General features: G+C 59.6%; 16 protein-coding genes. 9 read left to right on the top strand and 7 right to left on the bottom strand.

Features of this window, described 5'->3' with window-relative positions; all coding sequences use genetic code 11:
* Positions 1-49: 49 nt before the first annotated feature.
* Positions 50-847, top strand: a complete 798-nt coding sequence (locus EHF33_RS15685; RefSeq protein WP_338135040.1) for an IS3 family transposase — start codon at positions 50-52, stop codon at positions 845-847.
* A 180-nt stretch (positions 848-1027) separates the two neighbouring features.
* On the opposite strand, the gene EHF33_RS15680 is transcribed toward EHF33_RS15685, so the two are convergent.
* Positions 1028-2044, bottom strand: a complete 1017-nt coding sequence (locus EHF33_RS15680) for an NADP-dependent oxidoreductase (protein ID WP_124873856.1) — start codon at positions 2042-2044, stop codon at positions 1028-1030.
* A gap of 371 nt (positions 2045-2415) precedes the next feature.
* Between EHF33_RS15680 and EHF33_RS15675 the strand changes: the two genes are divergently transcribed.
* Positions 2416-2643 (top strand): hypothetical protein, encoded by a 228-nt coding sequence (locus EHF33_RS15675; RefSeq protein WP_124873854.1) that lies wholly within the window; start codon positions 2416-2418, stop codon positions 2641-2643.
* Between the two features lie 70 nt (positions 2644-2713).
* The gene (locus EHF33_RS15670) at positions 2714-3046 is read left to right on the top strand and encodes a hypothetical protein (protein ID WP_164473564.1); all 333 of its coding nucleotides are present in this window, start codon (positions 2714-2716) and stop codon (positions 3044-3046) included.
* A 710-nt stretch (positions 3047-3756) separates the two neighbouring features.
* Here EHF33_RS15670 and EHF33_RS15665 read toward each other — a convergent pair.
* From EHF33_RS15665 to EHF33_RS15645, 5 genes are all read right to left on the bottom strand, one after another.
* On the bottom strand, positions 3757-5481 hold the full coding sequence (locus EHF33_RS15665) for a glycoside hydrolase family 125 protein (RefSeq protein WP_124873850.1): 1725 nt from the start codon (positions 5479-5481) through the stop codon (positions 3757-3759).
* The gene (locus EHF33_RS15660) at positions 5478-6344 is read right to left on the bottom strand and encodes a carbohydrate ABC transporter permease (RefSeq protein WP_206431636.1); all 867 of its coding nucleotides are present in this window, start codon (positions 6342-6344) and stop codon (positions 5478-5480) included. The genes EHF33_RS15665 and EHF33_RS15660 overlap by 4 nt, the downstream gene beginning before the upstream one ends.
* Complete coding sequence (locus EHF33_RS15655) at positions 6341-7243, bottom strand: carbohydrate ABC transporter permease (protein WP_124873848.1); 903 nt, start codon at positions 7241-7243, stop codon at positions 6341-6343. The genes EHF33_RS15660 and EHF33_RS15655 overlap by 4 nt, the downstream gene beginning before the upstream one ends.
* Before the next feature lie 43 nt (positions 7244-7286).
* On the bottom strand, positions 7287-8519 hold the full coding sequence (locus EHF33_RS15650) for an extracellular solute-binding protein (RefSeq protein WP_124873846.1): 1233 nt from the start codon (positions 8517-8519) through the stop codon (positions 7287-7289).
* Positions 8520-8703: 184 nt separating this feature from the next.
* Positions 8704-9804, bottom strand: coding sequence for an ROK family transcriptional regulator (locus EHF33_RS15645; protein WP_124873844.1), 1101 nt, complete (start codon positions 9802-9804; stop codon positions 8704-8706).
* A gap of 406 nt (positions 9805-10210) precedes the next feature.
* Here EHF33_RS15645 and EHF33_RS15640 point away from each other — a divergent pair, with 406 nt between their 5' ends.
* From EHF33_RS15640 to gabT, 3 genes are read left to right on the top strand one after another with little or no spacing between them, the layout of a single operon-like run.
* Positions 10211-11056, top strand: coding sequence for a PIG-L deacetylase family protein (locus EHF33_RS15640; RefSeq protein ID WP_124873842.1), 846 nt, complete (start codon positions 10211-10213; stop codon positions 11054-11056).
* Positions 11053-11346, top strand: a complete 294-nt coding sequence (locus EHF33_RS21965; protein WP_124873840.1) for a Gfo/Idh/MocA family oxidoreductase — start codon at positions 11053-11055, stop codon at positions 11344-11346. Before EHF33_RS15640 ends, EHF33_RS21965 begins: the two co-directional genes overlap by 4 nt.
* Positions 11343-12650: a 4-aminobutyrate--2-oxoglutarate transaminase gene (gene gabT, locus EHF33_RS15630; RefSeq protein WP_124873838.1), complete on the top strand. Its 1308-nt coding sequence runs from the start codon at positions 11343-11345 to the stop codon at positions 12648-12650. The genes EHF33_RS21965 and gabT overlap by 4 nt, the downstream gene beginning before the upstream one ends.
* Before the next feature lie 226 nt (positions 12651-12876).
* Here gabT and EHF33_RS15625 read toward each other — a convergent pair whose 3' ends face one another.
* Complete coding sequence (locus tag EHF33_RS15625; protein WP_277425546.1) at positions 12877-13194, bottom strand: SDR family NAD(P)-dependent oxidoreductase; 318 nt, start codon at positions 13192-13194, stop codon at positions 12877-12879.
* Between the two features lie 55 nt (positions 13195-13249).
* Between EHF33_RS15625 and EHF33_RS15620 the strand changes: the two genes are divergently transcribed.
* The 3 genes from EHF33_RS15620 to EHF33_RS21195 all read left to right on the top strand — a co-directional run bounded on the left by EHF33_RS15620 (position 13250) and on the right by EHF33_RS21195 (position 15184).
* The gene (locus EHF33_RS15620; protein WP_164473562.1) at positions 13250-13807 is read left to right on the top strand and encodes a TetR/AcrR family transcriptional regulator; all 558 of its coding nucleotides are present in this window, start codon (positions 13250-13252) and stop codon (positions 13805-13807) included.
* Between the two features lie 109 nt (positions 13808-13916).
* Positions 13917-14969, top strand: a complete 1053-nt coding sequence (locus EHF33_RS15615; RefSeq protein WP_124873834.1) for a medium chain dehydrogenase/reductase family protein — start codon at positions 13917-13919, stop codon at positions 14967-14969.
* Between the two features lie 71 nt (positions 14970-15040).
* Positions 15041-15184, top strand: a complete 144-nt coding sequence (locus tag EHF33_RS21195; protein WP_164473561.1) for a hypothetical protein — start codon at positions 15041-15043, stop codon at positions 15182-15184.
* Positions 15185-15225: the final 41 nt, after the last annotated feature.

The following is a 15225-nucleotide window of genomic DNA, read 5'->3' as shown; positions in this document are numbered from 1 at the left end:
GAGCCAGCCTTCGGTTTCCGCCGTATCGGAGTCGCCCATCATCAGTTCAGTGAGCGGCGGGCGTACCGGGTGCTCAAAGTGGTGGCGCTCGGTTCAACGCTATCAACCGCTGGTGGACGCCCAGGAACCGGTCATCTTGAAACGGATGACCGGAATCGCTCAAACGAGGGTACGGTACGGCTACCGCCGCATTCATGTCCTAATGGCCCGTGAGGGCTGGAAGATCAACCACAAGCGACTTCACCGGCTCTACCAACAGGCCGGATTGAATCTGTGGCTGAAGCGGCTCCGATGCCGGGTATGTGCCGCGCACCGCGCGGCGCGTGAGCAACCCACTCAGGCCAACCAGGTCTGGGCGATGGATTTCGTCTCAGACGCATTGTTTAATGGGAAACGCTTTCGAACCCTGACCTTAATCGACATTTTCACGCGGGAATGTCTGGCGATCCACGCGGATCAGAGCATCAAGGCTGAGCGGGTCGTTGAGATCGTCACGGAGGCCGCCAAGGGCCGGGGTACCCCTGGCAAGATTCGAGTAGATAACGGCAGTGAATTCATCAGTAAAACGCTGGATCTGTGGGCCTATCAGCGTCAGGTCACTCTTGATTTTTCTCGTCCAAGACGTTCTCAAGACAACGGCCATATCGAATCGTTCAATGGGAGTTTCAGGGATGAATGCCTCAACACCCACTGGTTTTTGTCGCTAGACGACGCCGCTGAGAAGATTGAGAAATGGAGGATCGACTCTAATGACGTCAGGCCGCATTCGTCGCTGGAAAATCTCGCTCCAAAAGCGTTCGCAGCGCAGTTTGCCTTGGCCCACCGCCCGCCGAAGGCTTCATCCTGACACGGATCGGTTTTTGGGAGCACCTCAGCTGCATCGCCGCTTCTTCAGAACACTCCAACGTCAAGACGGTTAGAGCTATGATTTTTAGCCTCGGCGTGGCTCCTTTCCACCCCAGAGTAAGTTCTGGGGTATCTCGGAATTTTGTCTGATGGTTGGTCAGTGGCTTTTCTCAATTCTGAGTTAGAGCTTGATCACCATTTTTCCGGTGTTTTGGCCATCTAGCATTCCCATGAAGGCTTCCGGCGTATTCTCAATTCCCTCTACGACCGTCTCGTCATGGTGCAGTTCACCGGACAAGAGCCAGCCGCTGACGTCCTTCGTAAACTGCGGAAACAGGTGGCTGTAGCTGCTGACGATGAAGCCTCTGAGCGTTAATTGCTTGCCAATGGCTAGCGCTAGATTGCGCGGGCCGCTGGGCGGCTGGGCTGCGTTGTATTGGCTGATGGCTCCGCACAGCGCCGCGCGACCAAAAGGGTTGAAGGCAAAGAGTGCCGCTTCAAGGTGATCACCGCCTACATTGTCGAAATACACATCAATGCCGTCCGGAGCAGTTTGACGCAGTTGCTTAGCAACCGAACTGTCTTTGTAATTAAAAGCGGCATCAAAGCCTAAGACGTTGGTCAGGTGTGCCACCTTCGCAGCTGACCCGGCACTGCCAATCACCTCCCTAGCTCCCTTGAGTCGCGCGATCTGCCCCACCGCGCTGCCGACGGCTCCTGCCGCGCCCGACACGAACACCACATCGCCGGGTTTGAAGCTGGCAACCTCAAGGAGCCCGGCGTAAGCGGTCAGGCCGGGCATCCCCAGAATGCCCAGATACATTCTGGGAGAGAGGCCACTGTGGACTTCTACCTTGCGGGCCGCCTGTGCAGGAAGAAGCGCATGGGTACGCCAGCCCTGATCGTGAAGAACCAAATCACCGACGCTCAGGCCATCCGCGCCCGATGCGATCACTTCGCCCACTGCACCGCCGGTCATGGTTTGGTTGAGTGCAAAAGGTGGGGTGTACGACTTGACATCGTTCATGCGTCCGCGCATGTAAGGATCTACGCTCAGATACAGATTGCGAACCAGTACCTCACCCGCACCCGGCTGGCCCAATTCGCGCTCCACCATCGAAAAATCGCTGTCTTTTGGCGCTCCTTGAGGGCGGGCGGCGAGTTGAACCTCACGGGAAAGGGTGCGTTGAGCAGTCATGTAAGTATTGGGCCGCCTGAGTGACCAGCCAAATGTGATTTGAGACATAGTGACAAGCGAGGGATATGCGAGCTCCGCTGACCAGACGTGGCGGGCCGCTTGTCCTGTTTGGTCGTCTGGGCCAATGGGCGGGTGTCTGCTCGCGGCGCGCCTGAGAGCGATTGGCTGCCAGGTGGGCCGAAACCACAACTCGAAACGGCGCTTGAGATCGCTGAGCAAATCGCTGGCGCGGACGTAGGCAAGCTGGCCCCAGTTAGCTGATTGGGCGCGGAGGATGCTTGAGTTGGACAGAACACCTTAAGTAGAAGGCGTGGGCACCCCTCGCCGAGGCCCACCCGAGTTGCAGCTGGCTTTGGCCTTGCGCCACGTCCATGCCCGAGCTTGCCGTCTTCTGGCCGCTCTCACCCACCGCCCGTAGTCTGGGCCTGTTGCTGCTGCGCTGCAACGACTGGGTTTCTCCCATCCGCGCTGAAGCCCGCGCTGCTCTGGACGTCTACGATCAGCCTGCTCTGGCCTTCTGGTGGATCGAGTACCTGCCTCTGGTTCTGAGGTTCGGGCCCCCTTCCCCGCACTATTCGGGCGGGTTCAGACCCTGCTGAAAGAACTGCCGGGGCCCCACGGGAAGGCTGGCACTTCCCAGATGTGGCCGTGCGCCGTGCACTGCTCCAGATGCTCGGCTCCCAAGGGGTGAGGGCTGAGGTTCAGGTACTGCTTATCGGCGATCCAGAAGTGCGTATCTGCCGGGTGCTCGCGCCGCTGATCTCCTTAGACGCCTCGAGGGGGCTGCTGTGCGACCCGGACGCGGGGGTGCGCTCATCGGCTCTTATCCGTTCGCTTCCTACTTTGATCACTGACTCCAAAGCTGGCGAGATCCAGTGGGCGCTACTGGACACGCACAACAGCGTCCGTTTACAGGTGCAGTACACCCTAAGGCAGGCAGGCCATGACGTCCGGCAGATCTACCTCGACATAGTGGACTTAAGGCTGTCGCCGCGCGAGTAACTGGAGTTCTTTAGGAGGGCTGGCTGACATTGGTAAACCCGTAGACAGTGAGCGCGTGCTGCCCTACCTGAACTCGTCCGGGTTGGTGAGACTGCGGGCAGAGGCGCTGGGAGCCCTAGCGGCGCTGGATGTTGGGAGAGCGAACCCGCTGCTGTGGGAAGTGCTCTTCCAGACGGGCTAGGTGGCCCGGCAAGCCGGATGCAGCATCAAACAGCGTGATCTGGTGACGCAGCCGCTGCTAAGGACATTCTGGGAAGAGAAGCAGTCCAACGTCCACAGGCAATGCGCCCTCCACTTGGTGCTGCATCTTCCGTTTCGAGGCGGCGGTACTGCTGGAGTGGCGGCACACTGCGCTCAATCTGGCTCTTCCTTTAAAGAAGATCAATCAAGCCAGCTAAGCGCAGAGGAAGACTCGGAGAGACTCCTGCTCTGATCCCCTCCAGCAGCGCCACTCCCGGATGCGTGAAGTACGTCGCCCCGAATCCTGCCAGCAAGCTCTCTAAGTGAGCGTCAATCTGAGGTGGCGGCAGAACCCTTATAATTACAGAGGAGCGCCGATTAGATAGTGCCAGCAGATTGCGGCGGTCATCTCTCTTCTCGTCAGGACTCAAATGCGCTCTGAGAACCGTTTCTTAGCGTGTTTGGTCTCCGATTGGTAGGTGTGGAACATCCACTGTGCAGACGAACAAATGCGCTGAGCTACATCAAACTCAGCGCATTTGTTCGTCAACCGCCGCCCACGCTAGAAATCCGCTGCACGCCGCAAACCCCGCTCCGGTTCTCACCTCGCCGCTGTTTACGTCGTAGCCTTCACATGCCAGTCCGGCGTCCAGCGGCGCACGAACCAGCACGTCTTGGGCCACTTCCCCCTGGCCAGATAACAGCATGTTGGCCAGCGAAAAACAACTCGGATACGGAAAGTGCGGACTGCCTTGACCTGAAAACGTCCCTGAATAGTGGTAAGGATTTTCATTTGTAATCCAACGCTCCGTCTGGCGGTAGACGTCATGTTCAGCGTTACAAAAGCCCAGATGCGGCAGTAAGGTCAGGCTGCCCGCCGGTTCGTCATGAAGCTGATACTGCCCTGCGCCGTCTGTGGCCCAAACGAATTGCTGGCCATGGAGACCATCCCCTACGCAGCGCTTCCAAATGGCTTGTTCCAATGCGCCCGCCTGAGTACTCAGCGCTTCCTTTTGGTACCCAAGTCTGGCCAGTCCGCGCCAACCTGAGGCCAGCAGCACATTGTCATAGGTCAGCAGTGGATAAGTTACCGGATCGTCGGTGGGGCCGAGCATGGTGGCGTAAAGGCCGCTGGGATGCGCTGCCCGCCCGATTCGGCGGTGCACCCGCTCAAGGGCGCGGCGCACTTGCGGATCTTGCAGGAAATCAAACCGCTCGGTGTGCTGCACGAAGCGGGCCACTGCCCAGGGAAAAGCCGCCGCCTCGTCAAGTTCAAACCCCGGATAGAGTGGACGCCCGTTCAGGTACTGCGCGTGTTCGCCCGGCGTCCAGGTGTGGCGCTCCAGCGCCGTAAGCAGCCGGGACTCCGCCGTATCCACGTCGGCGTACAGAACGGCTGGGAAGCTCCACAGCAGCGCGTCACGTGCCCAGAATGCTCCGGCCACGTAATAGCGGGGGCTGCGCGAAGTCATCAGCGCCTGACCCACACCGTCTACCTCATCGCCTGCTGAGAAGAAATAGTTATGCAGCGCATGCCGCTTGACCAATGGAGGAAACGGCCCGGCCAATCGGGCCAGTTCGGTAGCGCTGCGCTCCAGTTCAGCCTGAAATCCCAGTCGGGCCAGGTGGACGCTGGTGGTTCTCGCGCCATCAGCGTCAGCGGCCACGCCCACGTAGACGGTGCAGTCGGCGCTCTGCGAGATCAGCAGGTTATCTTGCCGGGTCAGGGCAGATTCGCCGCGTAGGCCTAGGGCCAGCAAGGGCACGCCTGCCCGAACTTCCAGAACATATGCGCCTGTCCAGGAGTCAAACGTTTCGGTCAGGCTGACGTCCAGCGGATCGTTTCGGAAACGCTGTAGATGCACGGTGGTCGGGCGAAACCGTAAGGCTGCCTGGGCCTCCGGATGGCCGGTTACGCTGAGATGCAGCATTAGGCCCTGCTCGCCCGGAGGCGTGAGGATGATCCACTTCACCGTCAAGTCCCCAGCTTGGGCGCTGAATTCAGGAATCCAGCCCTCGCGCAAGTTGACCTGCCAATTCTCGAGCGTAACCACTTGACCGCCTAAGAGAACCACCGGTTCAAAGAGCGGTTCTCCCAGCAGAGCCAGTAACCCGCTGACGCCTTGATGCGTCACGTTCAGGCTGCGAACCTGACCCTCGAGCGTGATATCTGGCAAGGCTACCCAGGTATTGCCCGTTGGCACAACGGGGCTGCGGTCAGTGACCGGAGGTGCGAAAGTCGTCGGTCCACTCATCCTTTCACTCCCGTCAGGGCAATGCCCTCGATGAACTGCTTTTGCAACAGCAGAAATCCAAGAATTACCGGCAAGGCGGCCAAGGTACTGCCCGCCATCTGAAGGTCAATCCGAGTACCGTACTGCTCGGCGAAATACTGTAGTCCGATGGGGATAGTGCGGGTCGCGTCACTGGAGGTGATGATACTCGGCCACAAAAACTCCTCCCAAGCGGAGCTAAATTCCAGAATGGTCAGGGCCGCCAGCGCTGGCCCCAGGAGCGGCAGGATGACGCTCATTAAAATTCTGGGTTCACTGGCTCCGTCAATCCGTGCCGCTTCGATCAGCTCGCTGGGCAGATCAGAAATGAACTGCCGCATCAAAAAAATTCCTGTGGCGCTGAATAAAAAGGGATACACCACCCCCGCGTAGGTGTTGACCAGATGGAGCGACACCATCAACTGATAGGTGGGCACCATCAAGCTCTGAAATGGCACCATTAGGGCCAGTAAAAACAGAATCAAAATCACGTGCTGGCCTGGCAAGCGGAACTTCGCCAGCGCGTACCCGCCACTGACACTGCTGATCAGCACGCTGAGGATGATCAGCAGTGTCGTGACGACGCTGTTGAGAAAGTAGCGGGCGAATGGGAACTCGGCGAACACCTGCTGATAGTTCCTGAAGGTAAAGTGCTGCGGAATCCAGGTTGGAGGTACTTGGATGATCTCACTCATCGGCTTGAAGCTGGCCGAGACCATCCACGCCAGTGGCAGCATCATCACCACGCCCCCAATGCCGATCAGGAGGTAAGCCAGTAGGGTTAATGGCGGCAGGGAGGAGCGGGTACGGGGATGTTCTTGGGCATTAACGTGACGGGTGATCACTCTGCACTCCCAGGACGTCCGACCAGACGAAACTGAAGCAGCGTCAGCAGCATGGTCAGCAGGAGCAGGGCCACCGCCGCTGCGGACGCCGCGCCCATTTGATGGGCTTTGAAGCCGAGATCGTAGATATGAATCGCGAAGACGCGGGTGCTGTCCAGCGGCCCGCCCGGCGTGCCGTAGGTCAGGCCACCGGCGCTCATCACGTAGGGAATGGTAAAGACCCGGAAAGCGTTGACCGTCAGCAGCACCAGAACGAAAATCAGCGTGGCGTTGAGGAGGGGCAGCTTCACGAACCAGAACGCCTGAGATGAGCTGGCCCCATCAATGCGGGCCGCGTCCAGCACCTCGCGGGGCAGCCCCTGCAAACCAGCCAGAAACAGCACCATGGCAAAGCCCAACTGCTTCCAGATGCCCACCACCATCATGGCGCTCAGGGCGTACTTCGGATCGGCCAGCCAGCCGGGCTGAGCGAGGTGCAGCGAAGCAGCAAAATAATTGACCACGCCGTTGGTCGGCTCAAACAACCATTTCCAGACGAACGAGGCGGCCACCATGTTGGTCACCACCGGAATGAAGTACACCACCCGGAAAAAGCCGGTGAAGCGGGCTGCGCCTTGATTGAGCAGCAGGGCGACGAGCAGGCCGAGCACCAGCGTGAGTGGTACGACCCCCAGCGTCCAGATCAGCGTGACTTTGAGCGACTGGTAAAACTGAGGTTGCTCCAGCATCTTGACGTAATTGTCAATCCCGACAAAGCGCGTGCCGGTAAATAAACCGGACTCAAAAGTGCTCAGGCGAAACAGATTCAGCAGCGGATAGGCCACCACTGCCGCGAACAGCAAGACGCTCGGCAGTAAGAAGGCGTAGCCCCATAAACGCAGTCTGGTTTGGTACCGCATCGGCCTCCTTCAAGAGCGGCTTAGCGCTGCTCGGCTCGGCGCTTTACTTCAGGATGCTTTGGATAAGCTGCGTTTCTGCTCCGCTTTGCTGCTTGACTAGGGCCGCGAGATCAATTTTGGCATCGGACGTCAGCACCAATTTGTCCCAGATCTCTTGCCGGATGGCGTCCACCGGATCACCGCCCACTTCCTGCGGCGTATAGACGTATTTGAGCGATTGCTGCACGACTTTAGCGTTGGCATCTGGGAAGAGCGCAGGGTCATTGACCAACTTCTTGAGGCCCGGTAGGTCGCCGCCGTCCTTAACCCACTGGCGCTGCGAGGCTTCGCTGGAGATGTACATGATCCACTTCCAGGCCGCGTCCACGTTCTTGCTGCGGGCATTGACCATGTACACCCAGCTTGAGGCGATGGTGCTGGGTTTGCCGTCTGGACTGGGCGGCAGTGCGATGGTGTATTTCAGATCGGGACTCATGTCGCTGAGGCGTGAGCGGGTGGTTGGGTGATTGAAGTAAAAGGCGGCCTTGCCCAGTTCGAATTTGAATTGCCCGGTCATGAACGTAGGCAAATCTACGGCTTGGGAACCTGAAAACAACGTCTGCATCAGGTTCCATGACTTCATGCCGCCCGCGCTGTCCCAGAGTGCTTTCTTGGCCGCCGGGCTGACCACTTTGCCGCCCGTTCCTTGATACAAAAAGGTTGTAAACAAAGCCCATTTGTAGCGGGTGTCGACGCCTGCCTGTGTCATCTTGCCGCTCGCGTCGCGCTTGGTGCAGGCTTGAGCGAGTTTGGTAAAGGCTGCCCAGGTTCGCGGCGGCTGGGCGGCGTTTCCTCCGCAGGCCTTGACCAGATCGTTGTTGATGTACATCACGACGGTCTGCACATCAGTGGGCAGGCCGTAGAGTTGGTTATTCTGCACAGCCGGATTGACGGCCCAGGTCAAGTAGTCTTTCTTCGCCTGCGCGGCGGTGTAGAGATTGGTCGGTGCTGGCGCGGCGAGGCCCGCTTTGATGAACTGATACGACATGGTTGACGGCACCTTGAAGATATCCGGGCCGTTGTTGCTGGACAGGGCGGTGGTGAGTTTATCGAAGTACGAGTCGTAGGGGATGGCCTCAAATGTTACGCTGTCGCCACTGCTTTTTTGATAAGCGGCGATCATGTCCTTGAGTACGGCGGCGCGGGGCGCGTACTGGTGCTCCCAGTGGGTGAGGGTGACGGCCTGTGCGCTGGACAGCAGGGCCAGGGTCAGGGCGGCGCAAGCGAGGTGCTTCATGAAGTCTCCTTGGCGCACAGCCGCGCCGGGGCAGGGGAGGGGGGGATGTCTCGGGCCGGTTGATGTTGCCCGCGCAGAAGGCAGGCCGAGTCGACCTGCACTTCTACGCGCCTTGTACTGCGTGTCTGATGTTGAGACCGCCGGGCTTGAAATTTGACGCAGCTCGAAGTGTTTGGTCTGTGCATCAGGCGTTCTCCAAAGTACTCAGAATCTGCTCAGCACTGACGCGTGCCGCTTTAATCAAGCCGCCGCACAATGCCGCGTCATCACCCAAAGAACTGATGGCCAGTGGAACGGTGAAGGGAAACTGCTTAAAAATTTGAATAGACACCGCATTCAGGTCGACGGGGAGGTGTAGGCCGACCCCACCGCCGAGGAAAATGCATTCTGGATCGTAACTGACGCTCAGTAGCCCCAGCAGCCAGGCCAGCCCGGCGAGAAACGTGTCAGTCACGGCTCTGGCGTCAGCGTTGCTGTTCGCCGCTCCGAGAATAAAGTGGGCGTCGCGCCACTGACCGGTGCGGGCCTGATAAGCCGCTTGCAGTCCTGCACCGGAAACGATGTCCTCGATGGTTCCGTGTCCGTACGGAACGTAACCGATCTCGCCGGCCCGTCCACGGTGCCCACTGTGAACTTCGCTGTTGAGTACCACTCCAACGCCCAGACCAGTGCCGATGCCGAGGAAGATAGAAGAGCGCAGATCCCCAGATTGAAGGTGTTGCCCGTAGGCTGCCAAGTTCACGTCGTTCTCAATTAAAAAGGGAAAAGGAAAGTGTCGGGACAGCAGTTCAAACAGGGGCACGCCCTCAAGGTGGGGTAGGTTGGGGACGAAATTCAGCGCTCCGGTGTCTGGATCGACCACGCCGGGCAGACCGAGCACTACAGTCTTAAGCGCTTCAAACGGAATGGAAACTGCCGCCACCGCTTCACGGAGGCCGCGCTGAATCAACGCTATCAGTTGCTGTGCGGTCAGCGTGGCGTTCGTTTTGAAAGCCAGGCGGTGCAGATGCTGCCCGGACGCGTCACCCACGCTCAAGCGGATCTGGGTGCCGCCTAAGTCGATGGCGGCCACGGCCCACTGTTTGGAATTGAGGCGCAGCAACGTTCTGGGACGCCCGACCTGTCCCTGGGACAAGGGCAGTTGCTCGACGACAAGGTCGCGCTGGTAGAGCCGCTCGATGGTATGGGAGATGGTGGGCTTGCTCAGGCCAGTCACGCGTGACAAGTCTGCGCGGGAGAGGGCTCCGTGACGTTGAAGCGCTTGAATGACCGTGTCGAGTGACATTCGTTCCCCTAAAAGCACGGCGGGTACCACGGCGAATTTGTTTGGAAAGGTACCTAACAAATTAGGCGCTGAGTGGTCTCTTGTCAAGCGGCCATCAGCACCGTTCGAAAGCAGACCAACCGCAACCAACTGAGATTGACAAACCCACCGCAGCCTCTACAGTGAGTTGAGGAGTAACGAAATAGAAAAGAGTGAATGTCATTGACGCGCGTGGCCCGTAAGCTGTTCGCCGCTGGCCTAATCTGTGAGCAGGCCGAAGACGATAAACGCCAGCACATAGTCACACTTCCAGCGTCTTGGTGAGTGCATCGACTTGGCTATCAGCCTTAAGACGCAGTGATCGCCCTCGCCTTCAATGTATGCCCCGCCCTGCTCTCACTGGAGACTGCAATGCTGAAAAGATCACATGGCTGAGACTTCCGCATTTTCCCTTCTCGTGATCGGAGCGCATCCGGACGACTGCGAGTTCGGTGCTGGTGGACTTGCGGCGCTGTGCCGCCGGGCCGGACACCAGGTCATGTTCATCTCCGTGACCAACGGCGACGCCGGGCACCACCTTGAAGGAGGCGGCCCGCTGGCGCGGCGACGACTTGCCGAAACAAGGGCGGTTGCTGAACTGATGCAGCTTGACTATCTCGTCCTTGACCACCACGACGGCGAACTCGAACCCAGCCTTGCCAACCGTTGGGAGCTGGTGGACATCATCCGGCGCATTGCCCCTGACTTGGTCTTAACTCACCGGTTGGGCGATTACCACCCCGATCACCGGGCCACGGCTCAGTTGGTTTTGGACGCCTCGTATTTGGCCAAAGTTCCTAACATCCGGGCGCTCACACCCGCACTCCGGCAAAAACCGGTGATCGGCTATCTCTACGATGACTTTCAGCGGCCCGTCCCCTTTCAGCCCGATCTAGTCATTGACATCGGCTCAGTGGTTGAGCAAAAACTTCAGATGCTGGACGCCCACACTTCACAGGTCTACGAATGGTTGCCCTTCGCGTCTGGCCAAGCCGAGCCTGTCTTCCCGGACGCGGCGGCCCGGCAGTCCTGGCTTCAAAGCACCTATCTGGATACCGATCAACGCCTTGCCGAGCGCTTGAGGCCGCAACTGGCGGTTCGTTACGGCGAAACTCACGCGGCTCAGGTGCGCTTTGCCGAAGCGTTTGAGATTTCAGAGTACGGCCAGCCTTGGTCAAAAGAGCTGGAGGCCAAGCTTGGCTCAGTGCTGCCCACCCCAGCCGGTCAAGCATGATTCGGATTGGTCTGTTAGGCGCTGGAACGATGACGGTGGTTCATAACAAAGTCTGGCAGGAGGCGAGCTTGGCAATCACGGCCGTCTGGTCACCTTCACGGCGCAGACAACGACTGGCCGAACATCAACCTCCTTATCGTCAGCGAGGCTTCGGAGCGCTTTGCCATCATGCCAATATTCTTAACATTTGTACACCGATGAGCAGCCACCAGGCGTATACCGTGTGCGCCGCTGAAGCTGGCTTACACATGGTAGGCGAGCGGCCTACTGGTAAAAGGACTTCATCATGACCCAGCTCCAGCAGCCCCACGACTGGCTCACCGACCGTCAAACCTACGTCGCACGGGGCGTGAACAACGCCCATCCGGTCGTGATAGCCCGAGCCGAGAATGCCCGGGTGTGGGACATCACGGGCCGTGAATACATTGATTTCGTGGGCGGGATCGGCGTGCTCAATGTCGGACACAACCACCCCCGGGTGGTGGCGGCCATTCAGGCCCAAGCGGAGCAGTTCCTGCACCCCTGTTTTCAGGTGGCGCTCTATCCGGGATACATCGAGCTGTGCCGCCGCCTTTGCGTTCGTGCGCCCATCCGAGGTCCAGTCAAAGGGGCGCTGTTTTCTACCGGGGCCGAGGCCACGGAGAACGCCGTCAAGATGGCCCGCAGCTACACGGGTAGGAGCGCCGTCATCTCCCTGACCCATTCGTTTCATGGACGCACCTTGATGGGGATGTCGCTGACCGGAAAAGCCAGCACTTACAAGCAGAATTTTGGCCCTTTCGCTCCGGAGGTCTACCACACGGCCGCGCCCTATTCCTACCGGGGTGTCAGCGCCGAGCAGGCCCTCGACCGACTCGATGAGCTGCTGATCACCACTGTCGGTGCCGATCAGGTGGCGGCCATTATCGTGGAGCCGGTGTTGGGTGAGGGAGGCTTTCTGCCGCTGCCCGCTGCTTTTCTGCGCGGCCTGCGCGAGCGGTGCACGCAGCACGGCATGGTGCTGATCGCGGACGAGATTCAGTCCGGTGTGGGCCGGACTGGAACGTTCTTTGCCATTGAGCACAGCGGTACCGAACCGGACTTGGTGCTGGTTGCCAAGAGCCTCGGTGGGGGACTGCCAATTTCAGCAGTCATTGGCAAAGCGGACATCGTCGACGCGCCTGCTCCTGGTGGGCTTGGGGGAACTTACGCGGGTAACCCGCTGGCCTGCGCCGCTGCCAACGCCGTCCTCGACCTCTTCGACGATGGTGAACTCCTCCCTCAAGCGGCGGCCCTTGGTGAGCAGTTGCGGGCGGGGTTAGACAAGCTGGCAGTTGGGTTTCCTCAAATTGGAGAGGTGCGGGGAATCGGCGCGATGTTGGCGCTGGAACTGGTTGAAGACCCGCTCACCAAGACGCCCGCGACTGCCCTGACCCAGCGGGTGGTGGAACAGGCCCGTGAGCGAGGGCTGCTGCTACTCAAAGCTGGGCTGTATGGCAACGTGATTCGGGTGCTGGTACCGCTCACGGCCACGCCGCGCGACATCCATGAGGGCCTGCTCAGGCTAGAAGCTGCTCTGGAAGCAGCGGTGGAGCGCCGACACGTGGTGGGATAGATAGCTCAACATCGTCTCGGGTAAGGGCTACAGCACCGACGAAACCGAAGGGCGAGCGCTCTATGACCAGGTCGCTGAGCGTCTGCGCTTGCAAGCCACCGACCCGGCACCGGCCACCCTCGCCGCCATCGCGACACCCCGCTACGGTCAGCCGCAGCTCGTCCAACCCCTACTGGGCCAGTGCAGCTTTCCGTGCCCTTGTCACTGAGGCTCACAGACACCCTATTTACCGAACATAGGACGTGCCGTTGATGTCCAAAGTTGTGCCCGTCATGTGCGGCACCATGCCTGAAGCCAAGAAGACCACCGTGTTGGCGACGTCTTCTGGTGGCGCGGCCTGCCCCATAGGCAATTCCCGGCGCAATTCCTCTGCGTGCTCTGCCAGATACGCTTCGGCCATCTCAGTTTTGACCCAGCCGGGTGCGACCGAATACGCCAGGACACCCTGGCCAGCAAAGCCCCGCGCAATCGATTTGGTCAGGGTGATGACGGCTCCTTTGGAGGCGGCGTAGTGCATTGCGTCAGGGTTGGTAACTTGAGGAATCCAAGTACAAGCCTCCTCGCTTGACTTCTATATTGAGTGAGCGTACACTCACCTCGTGCCTTCCCCGCTGACCCTTTCCACTTCAGAAGCCCGGCGTGAGACAGTCATCTCCAGTGCCCTCACCGTCTTTGCCCGCGCGGGCTACCTCGGTACGCCGGTCAGTGCTGTGGCCGAGCACGCCCAGATCTCGACGGCTTACGTCTTCAAGCTCTTTCCTCGCAAAGAAGAACTCTTCGTCGCCGCCCTAGAGCGCTGCTTCGCGCTGATTCGGGTGGCCCTCGAAGCTGGAGCCAAGATAGCCCCAGATGAGTCTCCCGAAGTTGTCCTGAAGGCGATGGGGGCGGCCTACGCCGCCCTGATCGCCGACCGCTCCCTGCTGATGCTTCAGGTGCATGCTCAGTCTGCTTCAACAGTGCCAGAGATCGCTGCCGCCTTACGAGACGGCCTGGCCCTGATCGTCACCTTCGTCAAAACCCGCTCCCAGGCTCCAGACGTCGCCGTGCAGCAGTTCATCGCTTACGGGCAACTGTGTCACCTGATCACGGTCGCCGGACTCGATGACGACGCCACCGACTGGGCCAGACTGCTCACGAACGGCATCCAACACTTCTGATTAAGGGAGGAGAGGAGGAAAGCGATAAAGAGTTATCTCCGAAAGTGAGTGAGCAATCAAACATCCATAAAACACACGACTATGCCTCTCGACCACAAGGAGAATTATCATGACCCAGACTTTACCCAGAACACGCACCATACGGATCACCGAGATCGTTTTGCCAGGACTCGTCGAACCTTCCGGCCTTCAGGTTCAGCAGCGGACTCTGGCCGCACTCGCTGCAGGCCAGGCGCTGGTACAGGTGGAGGCCAGTGGCATCTCTTTCGCCGAGCAAGGGATGCGGCGGGGACGTTACCCCGGTCAGCCGAAGTTTCCGTTCGTGCCCGGCTACGATCTCGTCGGAACGGTTCAGGAAGTCGGGACTGGCGTCGATCCAGCACTAATCGGTACGCGGGTCGCCGTCGCCACCAAGATCGGTGGCTGGGCCAGCCACGCCCTGGTAAATGCTGCTGACTTGGTCGCGGTTCCCGCGTCCGTCGATTCCGCTGAAGCTGAGACGGCCATCGTCAACGGCGTCACCGCCTGGCAGATGCTGTACGGCAGTGCCCGTGCCAAACCGGGTCAGACCATCCTGGTTCACGGTGCGAACGGCGGTGTGGGCACTGTGCTAGTGCAACTGGCTCGGCACGCCGGCATACGGGTCATCGGCACCGCTTCGCCACGGCACCACGCCGCGCTGCTTGAACTGGGCGTGGAACCGCTTGATTACCACGCCCCCGACCTCACAGCCCAGATTCGGCGACTGGCCCCAGGCGGCGTGGACGCCGCCTTCGATCACTTGGGACTTGAAAGTGCCCGGCGCTCGTTCGATTTGCTGGCTAAGGGCGGCACATTGGTCGCTTACGGTATGGCCGCCGACCTGAATGAAGCTGGCCCTGTGCTCCCGATGTTTCTCAAGATGGTCGTTCAGATCATCGGTTGGACTGCGTTGCCGAATGGTCGCCGGGCTTCCTTCTACGATTTCTGGAGCGGCAAGACAATCAGCCCCAGAAAATTTCGTCAGCGCCAACACGAAGCGCTCAGCCAGGTGCTAGACCTGCTCGCTCAGGGCGTCATCCGGCCTTACGTTGCGGCCCGATTTCCCTTGAGCGAAGTGCGGCAGGCCATGGAACTCGCCGAGTCACGCACCGTGATGGGCAAGGTGGTGCTGATCCCCTGACACAGAGGACTGATGAACAGACCTGCTTCTCTGTCCGCTAACCACTCGACCTAAAGACCAAAGGAATTGGCATGACTGACCTCGAACGCACCCAGATGAAATTGCAGCACCTCCAACTCGGCACCCTGCTCGGCCTGCTCATTCTCGTCCCTGCCCTACTAAGCATTGGTGCCGGGAGAGAGCGCCGTTCTCACGGAGGAACACTGCGCCGTTGAAAGCTCCTGCAAACTCGACCCTTCGCTCTCACCCGATCCAT

Origin of the sequence: Deinococcus psychrotolerans (assembly GCF_003860465.1) — a bacterium.
Lineage (GTDB): Bacteria > Deinococcota > Deinococci > Deinococcales > Deinococcaceae > Deinococcus > Deinococcus psychrotolerans.
The sequence above is the reverse complement of the archived record's forward strand: the minus strand, read 5'-3'. Positions and strand labels throughout refer to the sequence as shown.